Consider the following 15,802-nt stretch of genomic DNA (forward strand, 5'->3'; position numbering starts at 1 on the left):
GACCGAGGAGCACCTGTCATGACCCGCCACACACCGCTGCGCGACGCCTGGGGCCTGCCCGTGGACCGTCACGACGTCGACGGGACGGGGGAGGGCGCCGCGCAGTGGGAGCTGCCCGACACCCTCTCCGGCGCCGTCGACAGAGTGCGTGATCACCTGACCGCTCCGCGTCTCGCCGAGGACGGAACTCCTCCCGATCTCCCGTCCGGGGCGCGGGAGCAGATCGTGGCCGCGGCACGCCTCGCGGCGGAGCAGCCCTGGCCGCAGCCGGTCCTGAGCACGTACGCCCGGTTCTGGCGAGAGGGGGTGCGGCACGACTACGAGGAGCGGGTGCGCACGCTCGTCATGATGACCGCGCAGGCCGCCCTCGCCGCTCTCGCCACCGGCGAGGAGCGCTGGATCGACGACGCGGCCGACGGTCTGCTGCAGCTGTGCGAGCTCTCCACCTGGTGCTGGGTCGCCCACGAGGAGGTCCACCGGGAGCGCGGCTGGGTGGTGCCGGATCCGGAATCACCCGTGGTGGACCTCGGCGCCGCGCAGGTGGTGGAGGTTCTGGCCTGGGCGGATCTGGCGCTCGCCCCGGCGCTCGAGGCGCGGGTGCCGGGACTCCGGGAGCGGATCCGGTACGAGGTGCGGCGCCGCGTGATGATGCCGACCCTCACCCGCCGTGACTGGTGGTGGGTGGCGCGGCCGTCCGTGAACAACTGGACGGGTTGGATCCACCAGCACCTCATCGCCGGTGCGCTGCTGCTGCTGGACCGGGAGGAGGATCGCGCCGCCCGTGATGCGGTGATCGCCCTCGCCATCGCCCAGCAGGAGCGGTATCTCGTCTCCCTCCCCTCCGACGGCGGCATCGATGAAGGGTTCAACTACTTCTGGAACGGCGCCTGCCGCCTGCTGGAATCGCTCGAGCTGCTGATCACCGCCTCCGGAGGGATGCTCTCGGGGGAGGCCGCGGCGGCCCTGCCCGTGATCGGGGCCCTGGCGCGCTATCCGCACCGCATGGAGTGGGGAGAGGGCTGGTACGTCAACGTCTCCGACGGTCCCGCCCGGCCGGCGCAGCGCAGCCCTGGGACGCCCTGTATCGCTGGGGCCGTCGCCTCGGGGACGCCGAGGTGATCGCCGGGGCGCTCGCGCACCGCGGCCCGGGCAGCGCGCCGTCGCTGGACGTGCACGCGGGCCTCGGCCGGGCGCTCGGTGCGCTCGGCGATCCGGACTGGGCGGCCGCCCGGCCGGGCCCGGCACCGCTGCCCGCCTCGACCTGGCTGCCCGAGGTGGAGCTGTGGGTGGCTCGCGAGCGGGCGGGCTCCTCACGTGGCCTCGCGCTCGCCGCCAAGGGCGGTCACAACGCCGAGTCCCACAACCATCTCGACGTGGGCTCGGTGATGGTGGCGCTGGACGCTAGCCCGGTCCTGATCGACCTCGGTCAGCCCACCTACCTCGCGCACACCTTCACCGAGCGCCGCTACGAGATCTGGACGATGGTGAGCTCCTGGCACACCCTGCCCACCGTCGCGGGCCACGAGCAGGGAGTGGGGGAGCAGTACCGTGCCCAGGTCCTCGCTGCTCCCGGGGACCGGGAGAGCGAGGTCGTGCTGGAGCTCGCCGGCGCCTATCCGGCCGAGGCCGGACTGCGCAGCTGGCGGCGACGCACCGAGCTGGAGCGAGCCTCAGGCGGCGACGGGGCGGCGGTGCGGATCGAGGACCGCTGGCAGCTGGCGCCGGGGTCCGCCTCCGACGCCGTCCGCTCGCATCACGTGCTGTCCGGCGAGGTGCTCGAGCACGCCGCGGGCTCGCTGCGGATCCGCGCCCTCTCCGGTGCTCTCGCACAGCTGACGTGGGACCCGAGCCTCGGCACCGGAGAGCTCGAGCGCCGCGAGGTGGACGACCCGCTGCTGCGCGCCTCCTGGGGGGAGAGCGTCCACCGGCTCGTGCTCACGCCGACCACGGCGGCGACGGGGGACGGGGCGCTGGCGGTGAGCATCAGCGCCGTATGACGGCCACCGGGCCCGCGTCGCAGGGCGACTGAGCGTCGCGCCCCGCGGCGTGCCTCGCCGTGCGCCGCGCTGACCGGGTCAGGCCCGGGCGCTCAGCGCCGTGGACTCGCGCAGCAGGACATCGCCGCGCACGTGCACCTCGGTGGTGGGATGCGCGTCGTCGGTCGGCGCCTCCAGCACCCAGTCCACCGCCTGGCGGGCCATGTCGTGCAGGGGCAGGGCGATGGTGGTCAGCGCGGGGTGGGCGTCGGCGCCGTCCGGCACCCCGCCGAACCCGGCGACCGCGACCCGGCCCGGGACGTCGAGGCCGCGGCGGCGCAGCTCGCCCAGGGCGCCGAGCGCCATGACGTCGGCCGGGGCGAAGACGCACAGCGGCAGCTCCTCCTCCGGTCGCCCGGCGAGGTGCTCCGCGATCTGCTGGGCGAGCAGGTGCCCGCCCTCCCGGGTCAGGCCCGCCTGGACGTTCAGCTCGGGCTCGATGCCGGCCTCGGTGAGCGCGGCGATGAAGCCGCCGGTGCGGTCCCCGGCCGAGGGGATGCCCGCGATGCCCTCGACCACGGCGAAGCGGCGGTGACCTTCGACCACCAGGGAGGTGGCGAGCTCGTGCGCGGCCTTGGCGTTGTCCGGCACGATCGTGCGGCCCACGCCCAGGGACTGCCCGAGCCCCACCACCCGTCCGCCGTTGCGGGCGAAGCCTCCCAGCAGGGCGCTGATCGAGGTGTCGGACTCGTTGCCGTAGCGGTGCGAGCCCACCAGCACCAGGGCGTCGACCTGCTGGGCGATGAGCGAGCGCAGCGCCCGCACCTCGGTCTCGATCATGCGGTCCGTCTGGGTGAGCAGCACCTGGGACTGCGAGGCGAAGACCTGCTGCTGGACCTCGCGGGCGATGGTCGCGAAGTAGGGATCGGCGATGTCGTGCACCACCAACCCGATGAGGCCCGACCGTGAGCGCGCGAGGGCCTGGGCCTGCGCATTGGGCACGTAGCCGAGCTTGGCGGCCGAGGCCTCCACCCGCTCGGCGACGGCCTTGCCGGGGACGCGGGCGGAGCCGTTGAGCACCCGGGAGGCGGTGGCCAGGGAGACCCCGGCGTCCTTCGCGACATCGCTGAGGCGCACGGCGGGCATCGGAACTCCTTGAGGTGAGGGGGATGCGGGAAACGCTGTCCCGAACGTCCAGGATACGGGCAGACGGCGCCGCTGTCCGGCGCACGCGCCGATATCCCGCCACGCGCCGCCGCGGCGACGACAGAGACCCTGATCAGGCATAGACTGGAGGGAAAGCGATTGCTGCCCGGGCGTGTCCCGACCCGTCGGCGGCACCGCCCCTGGCCCGACGACGCTCCCAGGAGACCCCGTGACCCCTGCGCCCGCCTCCCGCCCCCTGAGCCACCCCGCGCTCCGGCTCCCGCCCCCGGACCCGTCCCTCTCGCCCCGCACCGGCCTCACCCGCGCGCACTGGGAGGCGGTGGCGGACCAGCTGCTGCTGGCGCTGCGCCCGCACTCCTCGGTCGACGGGGCCCAGATCCTCCCGCCCGGGCGCCTCAGCCGGAGCGGGCGGGACTCCGACGGCCTCGAGGGCTTCGCCCGCTCCTTCCTCATCGCCGCGATGCTGCAGCACGGCCGCGGCGGCGCGGACCCCGAGGGGCACGCCGAGCAGTACGCCCGGGGCCTGGCCGCGGGCGTGGATCCGCGGGGCGCGAACCCCTGGCCCCGGCCCGCCGAGCTGCCGCAGTCGAAGGTCGAGGCCTGCTCCGTGGCCCTCGCGCTGGACCTCACGCGCGAGTGGATCTGGGATCGCCTCGACCAGCTCACCCGGGACCGCCTCGTGGAGTGGTTCTCCGAGGTGATCGGGACCCGGTACCCGCCGGTGAACTGGGTGTGGTTCCGGATCATCGTGCTGACCTTCCTGCGCTCGGTCGACGACCGCTTCGCGAGCGGGGAGCCGGCCGCGGCGCTGCGGGCGGACCTCGCCCAGGACCTGCGGATCCACGAGTCGCTGGTGCGCGATCACGGATGGTTCGACGACGGTCCGGTCCGCGGCGTGGACCACTACAACACCTGGGCCTTCGCCGCCCTGCCGATCCTCTGGCTGCGCATGCGGGGCATCCGCGACCTCGAGGCCGACGGCCTGGTCACCGCCGCCGATCCGCTGCGCCACCAGGAGCGCGTGGCCGCCTTCACCCACGACGCGCTGGGACTCGTGGGCGGCGACGGCGCCCCGCTGCTCCAGGGGCGCAGCCTGGTCTACCGGATGGCGACCGCGGCACCGTTCTGGAGCGCGGCCCTCGCCGGTCTCGCCGACGGACCGGACCCCCTCCTCGCCCCGGGCGCGCTGCGCCGCGCGGCCTCCGGCGAGCTCGCCCACTTCCTGCGCCACGGCGTGCCCGACGACCGCGGCCTGCTGACCCTGGGCTGGTTCCACGAGTTCCCGGAGATGGCCCAGAGCTACTCCGGCCCCGGCTCCCCGTACTGGGCCTGCAAGGGCTTCCTCGGGCTCATCCTGCCCGCGGACCATCCGGTGTGGACCGCCCCGGAGCAGCCGCTGCCCGTCGAGCAGGAGGACGCGGTGCAGGCGCTGACCACGCCCGGCTGGATCGTCTCCCGCACCCGCGAGGACGGCATCGTCCGCGTGATCAACCATGGCAACGACCACGGCCAGGCCGGGGAGCAGATGGTCGACGGACCGCTGTACGCCCGCCTCGGCTACTCGACGGTCACCTCTCCGGCGCTGGCCGGTCCGGGCACGGTCGATCCGCGGGATGCGACCGTCTCCCTGGTCGATCCCGAGCGCGGCTGGAGCCATCGGGCCGGTTTCGACCGCGTGGACCTGCGCGCCGAGCTCCTGGGCAGCGGCGAGCGGATCGGCATCGGCATCTCGCGGCAGCTGTGCCACTGGGTCGATGCCGAGCCCGGCGGCTACGGCGGCTACGGGCAGGGCGGAGAGACCACCCCGGGGGCGCTGCTCACGGTGGCGAGCATCGTGCGCGGGGCGGGGGAGCTGCGCGTGATCCGCGCCGAGCAGGACACGGTCCTCCCCGTCGCCGTGGCCGGCTGGCCCCTCTCCGGCCCGGGTCCGGTCGCCCCGCTGGGCGCAGCGACGGATGCTTCCGGTGCCGCCGCCGACGGACCCGCCGGCGCCCGGATCGCGCGGGAGGACCAGGAGGCGCTGGTCAGCACGCTCGAGCCGGTGCTCGGATCCTGGACGGCCTCGCTGCATCGTGAGCAGGACGTCTCGCCCCTGGGCAGCGAGTTCGCCGTCCCGCAGCTGCACGGCGCGGCGCTCGCGGCGGGCGAGGTGGTCGCCGTGCACGTCGTGCTCCGGGGCGAGGGGGCCGCAGAGCCCCCGGCCCCCCGGGTGGACCGCGCCGAGGACGGGACGATCCACGTGACCTGGGCCGACGGCGCCCGGCTCACCGTGGATCCGGGCGATCCCGGGAGGTTCCCCGAGATCAGGCCCTGACCCGCAGGGAGGGGCGGCCGCCCGGCCCCGGGCCGTGCCCCTCGGGGGCGGTGCGGGCGCTCACCCGGTCTCAGGCGGTGATCGCGCGGGCCGCGCGGTCCACCGGGTGGCGCGGCGGCTCCCCGTCGCGGAGCCTCCGCAGCTCCTCGAGGGCGTGGTCGGCCATCCGGTGGATCTCGTTGCCGAGGGAGCCGGCGATGTGCGGGGTGATCGAGACCGTCGGCACGTCCCACAGGGGATCGTCCGGGGCGAGGTCGTCGTGGACGTCGAGCACGGCGCTGAGGCGACCGCTGACGAGCTCGGCGCGCAGGGCGTCGAGCTCGACCAGCGCAGGGCGCGCGGTGTTGAGGAAGGTGGCGCCGTCGTGCATCCGCGCCAGCAGCGACGCGTCGATCATGCCGCGGGTGGAGGGGACGTCCGGCGCGTGCAGGCTCACCACGTCGGAGCGCGAGAACAGCTCCGGCAGGGTCACGGGCGTCGCGCCGAGCGCACGGATCTCCTCGTCGGGGACGTAGGGATCGCTGATCAGCACGGTCAGGTCGAAGGGGCGCAGCAGCTCGGCGACCAGGCGGCCGATGCGGGAGGCGCCGATCAGGCCGACCACCGCGCCGTGGTTGCCCAGGCCGCTCTGGTCCCAGGGGCGCCGCACGCCGTGCCGCGCCCGGTGCTGGGCCTCCCGCCGCAGGCTCTGCTTCCCCGCCAGCAGGATCTGCGCGAGCGTGTACTCCGCGACGGGCACCGCGTTGGCCTGGGCGGCGGTGGTGATGACGATGTCCTCGCGCTCCCACAGCGCGTCGCTGACGATCGATCGGACGGTCCCCGCGGTGTGCACCAGAGCCCGCAGGTCCGGCATCGCCGCGAGGTCCTCCGCCCCGATCCGCGGCGATCCCCAGCCGGTGACCACGACCTTCACCCCGGCGAGCACCTCCGCCGGCACCGCGGTCAGAGCGGTCACCGGTTCGGCGGTGACCGGATCGCACAGCGCGGCCAGCTCACGGCGCCGCGGCGCGTCCAGGAGCCGGTCCGCGACCGGCGCGGGCAGGGCGAGCAGGGTTCTCATGCGGGATCCTCGGGGCCGGTGGGGACGCCGGGCGCGGGCGCCGCGGCGGGGAGCAGGGAGCGGAGCGTGCGGGCCTCGCGCGCGAGCAGCGCCGGATCGTCGCCCGGCACGAACTCCAGCAGGACGTCGTGGTCCCGGCCGTCGGCCGCCAGCACCGCGAAGGCCTCGCTCCAGAGGTCGGAGCGCTCGCCGAGGGCGAGGCGGGTGCCTCCCGGCCACCAGGAGAAGACGTGCACGGTGGAGACGGCATCGAGCACGTGCTGCAGGTCCTCGACCGCCTCGGCCCCGGGCTGGTCCTGGTGGGGCTGCCAGTAGGTCGTCACGGCGGGATGGTCGATCGCGCGCAGCAGCTCCTCGGTCGAGCCGATCTCGTCGGTGAGGGTCCCGCCGTGCCACTCGAGGCCGAGGCCGATGCCCGCCGCGGCGGCGAGCTCGGCGACGGCGTGGATCCGCCCGGCGATCCGGGCACGGTCCTCGGCCTCGGCGCGGGCCGAGGGCGTCCGGCCGGCCCAGACCCGGATCCGGGGCGCTCCGAGCGCTCGGGCCGAGGCGATGACCGCCCGGGCCTCGTCGAGGACCTCCTCCTCGGCACCGGTGAAGCGGAGGTAGGAGCCGTAGCTGGCGACGGCGAGCCCGGCTCCCTCGGTGAGCTCCCGGGCACGCCGTGCGGCGTCCTCGTCGCCCGGCGGCACGTGCACGTCACCGCCCCATTCGATGCGCTCGAGCCCGGCCTGGGAGGCCAGGGCGACCACCTCGGCGACGTCGAGCGAGCGGAAGGTGACCGAGCACAGCCCGGGGTGGATCATCAGGGGGTCTCCGTCGTCGAAGGGGGCGTGGCGGGCGGGGCCGTCGAGTCGCGGACCGTGAGGGCCGGCAGCAGATGGGTGTGCTCGATCGGGGCGTCGGGGTGGTGGATGCGGCGCAGCGCCAGCTCGAGGGCGCGCTCGCCGAGGGCGTGCTTGGCCGGGGCGATCGCCGTGAGGGCGGGACGCGTGGTCACCGAGAGCTCGTCGTCGTAGGCGATCAGCGAGAAGTCCCGCGGGACCGACCATCCACGGCGCGTCGCGTGCTGCAGGAGCATCGTGGCGGCGGAGTCCGAATGGACCAGGACGGCCGTGGTCCCCTCCGCGCGGAAGCGGTCCAGGGCCGCGTCGATCACCTCGAAGGACTCCTTGCCGTAGGGCCGGAAGTCACGGCCCCGGGCGGCGTCCTCCTCGAGCTCCATCAGGCGCAGCGCCCGTGCGTATCCGTCGGCGACGTGCACATTGGTGGGGGTCTGCGGGTCGCCGAGGTAGGCGAGCCGACGATGCCCAAGGGCCACCAGGTGGCGCACCGCGCTCGCGGCGCCCAGCGAATGGTCGGAGCGCACGGTGTCGAAGGCGCGGGCGAGAGGTCCGTGGCTGTCCACGCCCCGCTCGACGAAGACCACCGGGAAGGGCAGCTCCGCGAGCCGCTCCACCAGGCGGTCGCTCGCCGCGCCGTCGCGCATCTCCGGCGCGATGACCAGCGCGTCGACGGGCGGGCCGGCGGCGATCTGATCGACGACCAGGTGGTTCGCCTCCGCATCCGTCGCCGCCATGTGGAAGTCGAGGTCGATGCCGAGACGCTGCGCGGCCTGTCCGGCACCCTCGAGGACCCGCGGCCAGTAGTAGCGGAACGAGGGGGCGAGCATGGCGATCCTGGGACCCGTGCCGGGCGTGTCGGAGACGGGGGAGACCTCTGCGGCCTCGGCGCTCGCGTCGAGGCGCCGCGCGCCGCCGCGCACCTGGTGGAGGAGATGCTGCTCCGCGAGCGCGGCGATGTCGCGACGGATGGTGATCGGGGAGACGTCGAGCCTCTCGGCCAGCGCCTTGACCTGCACCTCGCCCTGCGTGCGGACGCGGTCGAGGATCTGCTGGCGCCTGCTGTCGGGCAGTGCTGTGGACATGCTCGCGATCCTCCTCTCAGGACGCGCGGGCTCTGCCCGTGCCGCGTCGTCGGTGTCCGGGACTGCATCGTAGCCAACAATCTGATCCCAGGTGATCGTATTTGATCATTCGTGAGCTTGACAGTACGCGAGTGGTCGCGCTTGACTGCACCTGTTCCCACGGGATGCCGCGTCGACGAGGACAGGTGCGGCCCGAGGGGATGGTCGAGGAGTCGCCGGTCGTCGGTTCGAGACCTCCGGTGATCCCGGAGGCGTGCCCGCCGGTGGACGAGCCGCGGACAGCAGGTGCCCATCGAGGCGCCGGCCGTCGCGGAGGACGCCGGAGAACGGATCCGGAGTCGTGCTCCCCGGCCGGTGCGCGGTGCCCGGGACGATATTTCTCGCCGGTCGCCGGACGATTCTTCCGGAATCGCTCGCAGTGGCTTTCGTGGCGTCGCCGGACGCCGTATTTCCGCGCGCACGAAGAATGTCGCCGGGTGATTCCTGAGAGTGATGTCGAGCGGGCGGGGCGAGCCGGTCCTCGTGATGCCCTGCCGGGGCATCGGCCATCGGGGCGATGTGTGCCGATGGCGAGGAAGGTGAGCCTGACCTGCCCGGGAGCGCTCGATGGCATCGAGCGTCGGGAAGGTCTCGCCGGTCCGGTGCTCGGCGCGGCGCGATGAGCCCGTGGTCCGAGCGGGGCCCGAGGAAGGGTTTTTCTTCCACCGCGTCCGGCATTCGTCACGGCTTGATAACAGGAGTGACGTTCCCTATGATCTGCGCTACGCTGGCAAGCGCTTGCATCCGCAACGAGGCGAAACGATGAGCGAGGACACCATGACTATTGACCGTGCGACCACGACCTTCAAGAGGCGGAGCGTTCTCGCCCTGGGGGCGACCACCGCAGGGCTGGTCACCGCCACCGCGAGCGGCTGCAGCTTCTTCTCGACCGATCCCGGGAGCGGCGGCGGCGACGGTGGTGGCGGCGGGGGCGCGGACACCATGGAGTCCCCGATGCTCACCGAGAAGGTCGATGCCGGCGAGCTCCCTCCGCTCGAGGAGCGCCTCCCGGCCGAGCCGCTGGTGGTCGACGTCGCCGAGCCCGGCCAGTACGGCGGCACCTGGCGCGCCCTGACCCTGGGGCCCGGGGACTCCGCTTCCCCGGACCGCATCATCGGCTACGAGCCCGGCCTGCGGATGGATCCGATGATCCAGGAGGCGGGTCCCGGCGTCTTCACCGCGGTCGAGGTCAACGAGGACGGCACGGTCTACACGATCACCCTGCGCGAGGGGATGAAGTGGTCCGACGGCGAGCCCTTCACCGTCGATGACATCCTCTTCGCGGTCAACGATGTCTTCGCCGACGAGGAGCTGTTCGCCACGCCGCCCAACTGGCTGAGCGTCGACGGCGAGAAGGCCGTGGGCGAGAAGGTCGACGACCTCACCCTCACCATCACCTTCCCGGCCTCCACCGGTCTGTTCGAGGACGAGCTCAACCGGCAGATGGAGCTCATCAACTACCCCAAGCACTACGCCCAGGACTTCCTGCCGGCCACCAGCGAGGACCTCGACGCGAAGGTCGAGGAGGCCGGGATGGAGGCGTGGACGGATCTGTGGAACGACCAGATCGCCGGCGAGGGCTTCTGGAACAACCCGGACCTGCCCACGATCGACGCCTGGAACGTCGTCACCCCGCTCGGCGAGGGCAATGCCGTCGTCTTCGAGCGCAACCCCTTCTACTGGAAGACCGATCCCGACGGCCGCCAGCTGCCCTACGTCGACACCCTCAGCTTCGAGGTGGTCTCCGATCCCGAGGTGATGACCCTCAAGGTCACCGACGGCGAGGTGGACATGATGTACCGCCACGCGAACACCTCGGCCAACAAGCCCGTCTACGCGGACAGCCTCGAGGCGGCCGACACCCGCATCGTCGAGACCACCGCCACCTCGATGAACGCCATGTGCGTCGCGCTGAACCTCGCGCACAAGGACCCGGAGAAGGCGAAGCTCTACCAGAACAAGGACTTCCGCATCGGGCTCTCCCACGCGATCAACCGCGAGGAGCTCATCACCTCCGTCTGGCAGCGCCAGGGCGAGCCGTGGCAGTGGGCACCCCATGCCGAGTCCCCGTTCTACGACGAGGAGTTCGCCAAGCAGTACACCGAGTTCGACGTCGATCTCGCCAATGAGCACCTCGACAAGGCGGGTCTCACCGAGAAGGACGGCGACGGCTTCCGCACCATGCCCGGCGGTGGCACCCTCACCGTCACCGTCGACGTGCCCAGCGCCTTCTCCCCGGAGTGGCCCACGGCGATGTCGATGATCACCGACATGTGGAAGGAGGTCGGCATCCGCGGGAGCGTCAACACCGTGGACCGCACCCTCTTCTACGACCGCAAGATCGCCGCCGCCAACGAGCACGACGCCGGGGTCTGGGGCGGGGACGGCGGCCTTGCCGTCGAGATGGTCGACCCCCGGTGGTACATGCCCTTCTCCGACGAGTCCGTCTGGGCGACGCCGTGGGCGGCCTACTACAACTCCGAGGGCAGCGACGGCGAGGAGCCTGTCCCGGCCGCCAAGGAGCAGATCGAGCTCATGTGGCAGTTCGCCGCGGAGCCGGACCAGGCGGCGCGCGAGGCGCTCTTCCAGCAGGTCCTGGACATCGCCAAGGAGGAGTTCTGGGGCATCGGCATCGTGACCGCCCCGAACCCGTACTGGGTGGTGAAGAACCGTCTGAAGAACGTCCTCGAGGGCGTGCCGGACACCTGGGTGTACCGCACCCCGGGGCACGCCAACCCGGAGACGTGGTTCATCTCCGAGAGCGAGTGATCCGCTGATGGGCCCCTATCTCCTGCGTCGGTTCATGATCATGATCCCGACCCTGTTCGCGATCTCGATCGCCTCCTTCGTGCTCATCCAGCTGCCGCCCGGCGACTACGTGACGACGCTCATCGCGCAGTACTCCGCCCAGGGCGACCAGCTGGACGCGGCGCGGATCCAGGCGCTCGAGCAGCGGTACGGGATCGGCGAGCCGATGATCGTGCAGTACTGGAAGTGGATCTCCGGGATCCTCTTCCACCTCGACTTCGGGGAGTCCTTCGCCTGGGGCAAGCCGGTCTCCGAGCTGCTGGCCGAGCGCCTCCCGCTGACCATCGCGATGTCGATCGGGACGCTGCTGTTCATCTGGGCGGTGTCCTTCCCGATCGGGATCTACTCCGCGCTGCGCCAGTACAGCGTCGGCGACTACGTCTTCACGCTGATCGGCTTCATCGGCCTGGCCACGCCGAACTTCCTCATCGCCCTGGTGCTGATGTACCTGGGGATGCAGTACTTCGGCACCGGCGCCGGCGGGCTCCTCTCACCGGAATGGCAGGGAGCCCCCTGGAACCTGGGCAAGCTCCTCGACCTGCTGGGGCACCTCTGGGTGCCGCTGCTGGTGTGGGGCACGGCGGGCACGGCGGGCATGATCAGGATCCTCCGGTCCAATTTGCTCGACGAGATTCGCAAGCCCTATGTGACCGCGGCCCGGGCCCGGGGCGTGTCCGAGACGAAGCTGACACTGAAGTACCCGCTGCGCGTCGCCCTCAACCCGTTCTTCTCCACGATCGGCTGGGTGCTCGCGAGCCTCATCGCCGCCGATGCGATCGTCTCCAAGGTCCTGAACCTGCCCACGATGGGTCCGCTGCTGCTGGACTCCCTGAAGTCGCAGGACATGTACCTCGCCGGATCGATCATCCTCATCAGCGCCACGCTGACCGTGATCGGCACGCTCATCTCCGACCTTCTGCTCGGCTGGCTGGACCCGCGGGTCCGGCTGGGCGCGCGCTGAGAGAAAGGGGCCGTCGATGATGACGAACGCCCAACAGCTCCGGGATCTCCCCGCCGGCGCCGATGTGCACCACGAGGATCCCACCGCGGAGGGTCATGGCGCGGACCGCGAGGTCGCCGTCGCCTCCCAGTGGCAGCTGACCTGGTGGTCCTTCAGACGCCACAAGCTCGCCATGGTGGGCGCGGTGGTGACCCTCGGTCTCTATCTGGTGGTGGTCTTCGCGGGCTTCCTGGCCCCCTACGCGAAGTCCTACTACAGCGCCGAGCACGCCTACGCCCCGCCCCAGGCCGTGAAGCTCGTCGACGACGAGGGCAATTGGGGTCTGCACGTGAACCCCCAGAGCGCCGAGCAGGACCCCAGCACCCTGCAGCTGACCTGGACCACCGACACGACGGCGGAGACGGACCTGGGCTTCTTCGTCAAGGGACAGGAGTACGAGCTCTTCGGATTCCTCACCCTGGACCGGCACCTCTTCGGACCCGCCGATCCGACCTCCGAGGAGCCGGTGTACCTGCTGGGGGCGGACAAGAACGGCCACGACATCCTCTCGCGGATGATCCACGGCACGACGGTCTCGATGACCATCGGCCTGGTGGGCGTCGCGATCTCCCTCCTCATCGCGATCCTGCTGGGCGGCCTCTCGGGCCTGCTGGGCGGGGCGACGGACACGGTGATCCAGCGTGTGATCGAGTTCCTCATGTCGCTGCCGGCCATCCCGCTGTGGATGGCGCTGGCCGCGGCGGTCCCGGCGACCTGGACCCCGCTCGAGCGCTACTTCGCGATCATCGTCATCCTCTCGCTGATCGGCTGGACCGGCCTCGCCCGCGAGGTGCGCGGCAAGTTCATGTCCGTGCGCCAGGAGGAGTACATCACCGCGGCCACGATCGACGGCGCGAAGCGCGGCCGGCTGATCTTCCGCCACATGCTCCCGCAGTTCACGAGCCACATCATCGCCAGCCTCTCGCTGTCGATCCCCGCCATGATCCTCGCCGAGACCTCGCTGTCCTGGCTGGGTCTGGGTCTGCAGGCCCCCGTGGTCAGCTGGGGCGTGCTGCTGCAGGAGGCGCAGAACGTCCGCGTGATCACCACCGCCCCCTGGATCATGATCCCCGGCATCGCCGTGGTGGTCGCGGTCCTCGCCCTGAACTTCTTCGGAGATGGATTGCGCGATGCCGCCGACCCTTACAAGCACTGAGAACACCGACCGCACCGATGCCCCCGCCGAGGATCCGCTGCTGCGGATCCGGGGGCTCAAGACCCACTTCGAGACCAACGAGGGGACGGTCAAGGCCGTCGACGGCGTGGATCTCGACATCCCGCGCGGCAAGACGGTCTGCGTGGTCGGCGAGTCCGGCTGCGGGAAGTCCATGACCTCGCGCTCCATCCTCCAGCTCATCGAGCGCCCCGGGAAGATCGTCGACGGCACCATCGAGTGGCGCGGCGAGCGGGACTCGGGCGAGGTGCTCGAGGTGACGGGACTGGGCCCCAAGGACGCCCGCCTCAAGCAGCTGCGCGGCGGGGACGTCGGCATGATCTTCCAGGAGCCGCTGGCCTCGCTGTCGCCGATGTACACCGTCGGCGACCAGCTCTCCGAGCCCCTGCGCATCCACAAGGGCCTGTCCAAGAAGCAGGCCCGGGAGCGGGCCATCGAGATGCTGCGCGTGGTGGGGATCCCCAAGCCCGAGCAGCGGGTGGACGCCTACCCCTTCCAGCTCTCCGGCGGCATGTGCCAGCGCGTGATGATCGCGCTCGCCCTGTCCTGCGAGCCCAAGCTGCTCATCGCCGACGAGCCCACCACGGCGCTGGACGTCACCACGCAGGCGAGGATCCTGGACCTGCTGCGCGACCTTCAGGCGGAGAGCGGCATGTCGATGCTCTTCATCACCCATGACATGGGGGTGGTCGCCGAGATCGCCGACGAGGTCACGGTGATGTACCTGGGGCGGGTCGCGGAGCACGGCACGGTGGAGCAGATCTTCACCGCGCCGAAGCACCCGTACACCCGGGCCCTGCTCGAGTCCATCCCGACGCGTCAGCGCGAAGGGCCCCGCAAGACGCTCACCGCGATCCGCGGGATGATCCCCCATCCGCAGAACCGCCCGGCCGGCTGCCCGTTCAACAACCGCTGCGACCACGCGGTCCCGGGAGTCTGCGATGTGGAGCTGCCGCCCCAGGCCGTCTTCGACGACACCCAGTTCGCCTTCTGCCACCTCTACGACGAGGACGGCACGGGCATCCGCCCGGGCGCCGCCGACGACACCGTCGCCCTCGGCATGCCGGCGATGCCCGGGCCGTCGGACGCCGGTTCCGCGGCGGAGGGTCCCGCGGTCGGAGTCGGGGCCGAGCTCGACGGGTCGGCCGCCCCGCCGGACCCGGAGGGGACGTCGGACCTCGCGGACGCCGCCCCGTCGGACCCGTCGGCGGCCGAGGAGCCCGCGCTTCTGCCCGTCGCCGTCACCGAGCGCACCGCGCCCGACGGCAACCTCGTCGGCGGGGGCGACGGCGAGCCGCTGCTGCGCGTCCGGGACCTCACCAAGCACTTCCCGATCAAGGGCGGTGCCTTCCGCCGCCCCACGGGCAGCGTCCGCGCCGTCGACGGCGTCTCCCTCGACCTCCGCCCGGGGGAGACCCTGGGCCTGGTGGGCGAGTCCGGCTGCGGGAAGTCCACGTTGGGCCGCACGATCTCGCGGATCCTGGACCCCACCTCGGGGAGCATCGAGTACCGGCGCCGCGACGGCTCGGTGGTGGACGTGTCCACCATCAAGGGGCCCGAGCTCATGCAGTACCGCCGCGACGTGCGGGTCATCTTCCAGGACCCGTTCTCCTCGCTGAACCCGCGCATGAACCTCGAGCAGCTCGTCGGCGAGCCCCTGCTGAACAACAAGATCGCCAAGGGCTCGGAGCTGCGTGACCGCGTCGCCGAGATGCTGCGGACCGTGGGACTGCGGCCGGACTACCTCAAGCGGTACCCGCACGCCTTCTCCGGCGGTGAGCGCCAGCGCATCAACATCGCCCGCGCGCTGATCACGAACCCGCGCGTGGTGGTGGCGGACGAGGCGGTCTCCGCCCTGGACGTCTCGGTGCGCGCGCAGATCCTCAACCTGCTGGACGACCTCCAGCAGCAGTTCGACCTCACCTACCTGTTCATCAGCCACGACCTGTCGGTGGTCGAGCACATCTCCGACCGGGTCTCGGTGATGTACCTGGGCCGGATCGCGGAGAACGCCGCCACCCGGGACCTCTACGACGCCCCGCAGCACCCCTACACCGAGGCGCTGCTGCACGCCGTGCCGATCCCGGACCCGGCGCGGCGGGGTGCGCACCAGCAGTTCGCGATCGCGGACGACCTCCCGGACCCCTCGAACCCGCCGCCCGGGTGCCCGTTCAACACTCGCTGCCCGTACGTGCACGAGACGCGGTGCCGCGACGAGCGCCCGGAGGTGCGGCCGATGGGCGACCGCAACCACCTCGTCTCCTGCCACTACAGCGAGGAGCTCGACCTGGTGGGGCTCGAGGAGGTGCGCTGACCCTCCGCCCACCGCGCCGCGGC

Annotated in this window: 11 protein-coding genes; 7 read left to right on the top strand and 4 right to left on the bottom strand. The window is 72.1% G+C overall.

Annotation, left to right across the window (positions count from 1 at the left end):
* Positions 1–18: 18 nt before the first annotated feature.
* Both CXH06_RS18295 and CXH06_RS18300 read left to right on the top strand, forming a co-directional pair.
* Complete coding sequence (locus tag CXH06_RS18295; RefSeq protein WP_157975612.1) at positions 19–1,119, top strand: hypothetical protein; 1,101 nt, start codon at positions 19–21, stop codon at positions 1,117–1,119.
* Positions 1,116–1,997: a heparinase II/III family protein gene (locus CXH06_RS18300; RefSeq protein WP_157975613.1), complete on the top strand. Its 882-nt coding sequence runs from the start codon at positions 1,116–1,118 to the stop codon at positions 1,995–1,997. Before CXH06_RS18295 ends, CXH06_RS18300 begins: the two co-directional genes overlap by 4 nt.
* A gap of 78 nt (positions 1,998–2,075) precedes the next feature.
* Here the strand turns inward: CXH06_RS18300 and CXH06_RS05210 are convergent, their stop codons facing one another.
* The gene (locus CXH06_RS05210; RefSeq protein ID WP_114854106.1) at positions 2,076–3,122 is read right to left on the bottom strand and encodes a LacI family DNA-binding transcriptional regulator; all 1,047 of its coding nucleotides are present in this window, start codon (positions 3,120–3,122) and stop codon (positions 2,076–2,078) included.
* 229 nt (positions 3,123–3,351) lie between these two features.
* Between CXH06_RS05210 and CXH06_RS05215 the strand changes: the two genes are divergently transcribed.
* Positions 3,352–5,457: a DUF2264 domain-containing protein gene (locus CXH06_RS05215; RefSeq protein ID WP_232820206.1), complete on the top strand. Its 2,106-nt coding sequence runs from the start codon at positions 3,352–3,354 to the stop codon at positions 5,455–5,457.
* Positions 5,458–5,527: 70 nt separating this feature from the next.
* Here CXH06_RS05215 and CXH06_RS05220 read toward each other — a convergent pair whose 3' ends face one another.
* From CXH06_RS05220 to CXH06_RS05230, 3 genes are read right to left on the bottom strand one after another with little or no spacing between them, the layout of a single operon-like run.
* A complete protein-coding gene (locus tag CXH06_RS05220; RefSeq protein WP_114854107.1) occupies positions 5,528–6,517 on the bottom strand; it encodes a hydroxyacid dehydrogenase in 990 nt (329 codons plus the stop codon).
* A complete protein-coding gene (locus tag CXH06_RS05225) occupies positions 6,514–7,323 on the bottom strand; it encodes a sugar phosphate isomerase/epimerase (protein ID WP_114854108.1) in 810 nt (269 codons plus the stop codon). The genes CXH06_RS05220 and CXH06_RS05225 overlap by 4 nt, the downstream gene beginning before the upstream one ends.
* Positions 7,323–8,444 carry a LacI family DNA-binding transcriptional regulator gene (locus CXH06_RS05230; protein WP_114854109.1) on the bottom strand — a complete coding sequence of 374 codons (1,122 nt, stop codon included), beginning with the start codon at positions 8,442–8,444 and terminating at the stop codon, positions 7,323–7,325. The genes CXH06_RS05225 and CXH06_RS05230 overlap by 1 nt, the downstream gene beginning before the upstream one ends.
* Positions 8,445–9,245: 801 nt before the next feature.
* On the opposite strand from CXH06_RS05230, the gene CXH06_RS05235 reads away from it, so the two are divergent.
* The 4 genes from CXH06_RS05235 to CXH06_RS05250 are packed head-to-tail and all read left to right on the top strand — an operon-like array spanning position 9,246 to position 15,779.
* Positions 9,246–11,252, top strand: coding sequence for an ABC transporter substrate-binding protein (locus CXH06_RS05235; protein WP_157975614.1), 2,007 nt, complete (start codon positions 9,246–9,248; stop codon positions 11,250–11,252).
* Positions 11,253–11,259: 7 nt separating this feature from the next.
* A complete protein-coding gene (locus CXH06_RS05240; protein ID WP_114854111.1) occupies positions 11,260–12,252 on the top strand; it encodes an ABC transporter permease in 993 nt (330 codons plus the stop codon).
* A 16-nt stretch (positions 12,253–12,268) separates the two neighbouring features.
* Positions 12,269–13,447, top strand: coding sequence for an ABC transporter permease (locus CXH06_RS05245; RefSeq protein ID WP_232820207.1), 1,179 nt, complete (start codon positions 12,269–12,271; stop codon positions 13,445–13,447).
* Entirely contained in the window at positions 13,422–15,779 is a 2,358-nt protein-coding gene (locus tag CXH06_RS05250) for an ABC transporter ATP-binding protein (protein ID WP_157975615.1), read from the top strand. Before CXH06_RS05245 ends, CXH06_RS05250 begins: the two co-directional genes overlap by 26 nt.
* Positions 15,780–15,802 lie beyond the last annotated feature (23 nt).

Source organism: Brachybacterium sp. YJGR34 (genome assembly GCF_003347015.1).
Lineage (GTDB): Bacteria > Actinomycetota > Actinomycetes > Actinomycetales > Dermabacteraceae > Brachybacterium.

What these genes read in the sequence shown, in the direction of transcription:
- CXH06_RS18295 (WP_157975612.1), top strand. Translation starts at nt 19, where the DNA reads ATGACCCGCCACACACCGCTGCGCGACGCCTGGGGCCTGCCCGTGGAC.
- CXH06_RS05210 (WP_114854106.1), bottom strand. Translation starts at nt 3,122, where the DNA reads ATGCCCGCCGTGCGCCTCAGCGATGTCGCGAAGGACGCCGGGGTCTCC.
- CXH06_RS05220 (WP_114854107.1), bottom strand. Translation starts at nt 6,517, where the DNA reads ATGAGAACCCTGCTCGCCCTGCCCGCGCCGGTCGCGGACCGGCTCCTG.
- CXH06_RS05225 (WP_114854108.1), bottom strand. Translation starts at nt 7,323, where the DNA reads ATGATCCACCCCGGGCTGTGCTCGGTCACCTTCCGCTCGCTCGACGTC.
- CXH06_RS05230 (WP_114854109.1), bottom strand. Translation starts at nt 8,444, where the DNA reads ATGTCCACAGCACTGCCCGACAGCAGGCGCCAGCAGATCCTCGACCGC.
- CXH06_RS05235 (WP_157975614.1), top strand. Translation starts at nt 9,246, where the DNA reads ATGAGCGAGGACACCATGACTATTGACCGTGCGACCACGACCTTCAAG.
- CXH06_RS05240 (WP_114854111.1), top strand. Translation starts at nt 11,260, where the DNA reads ATGGGCCCCTATCTCCTGCGTCGGTTCATGATCATGATCCCGACCCTG.
- CXH06_RS05245 (WP_232820207.1), top strand. Translation starts at nt 12,269, where the DNA reads ATGATGACGAACGCCCAACAGCTCCGGGATCTCCCCGCCGGCGCCGAT.
- CXH06_RS05250 (WP_157975615.1), top strand. Translation starts at nt 13,422, where the DNA reads ATGCCGCCGACCCTTACAAGCACTGAGAACACCGACCGCACCGATGCC.